Genomic DNA, 534 nt, shown 5'->3' on the forward strand with positions numbered 1-534 from the left:
GGTGAAAGTGATAAAAGGCTCACTGTATTGGGATAAGGAAACGGGAAGTACGATGCCGCTTTTTCTTAATGACAATAATAGCGATGCGGCAAGCGTGATAGCGGAACTTGAACGCATTGCAATGGATGATGTACGGGTTGACCCCGATAGCGTTTCTGCATACCAAAAGGCAAACGGGATATTTGTGCTTACCTTTACTCCTATCGGGGAAGCGAATGCGGAAATATTGGAATACGATTTACACAAGAAATAAAAGAGGTGATGAGCATGCAGGATACTTGGATAGATAAAGCGGAACATGAAATACGGGATGACATTGTCGCCATAGCGAAAAAAAATACAGGACTTACTAACTTTAAATCGACCGGAGTTCTACGTGGGTTTATCGAAGTAATTGCAAGCGTTGTCTTTTTTATCTACAAGACAGCAATTAATCCGATATACACGAATGCGACGGTCGATAAAGCAACCGGCGTCTTTCTATCGTTTTGGGGGCTTGCACTCGGCGTTGTGCGCAAAAGCGATAATAAAGCG

General features: G+C 43.3%; 2 protein-coding genes. Both read left to right on the forward strand.

The genetic code is table 11. The features are described from left to right. Nucleotides 1–253, forward strand: a 253-nt coding sequence (locus tag HGH47_RS12255) for a hypothetical protein (RefSeq protein WP_432912761.1), incomplete at its 5' end; no start/stop codon positions are given. A 14-nt stretch (nucleotides 254–267) separates the two neighbouring features. Beyond that, on the forward strand, nucleotides 268–534 hold a 267-nt coding region (locus HGH47_RS12260; protein WP_432912764.1), incomplete at its 3' end, for a hypothetical protein.

The sequence above is a fragment of the Treponema sp. OMZ 805 genome (assembly GCF_050937395.1).
In the GTDB taxonomy this organism is placed as follows: Bacteria; Spirochaetota; Spirochaetia; order Treponematales; family Treponemataceae; genus Treponema.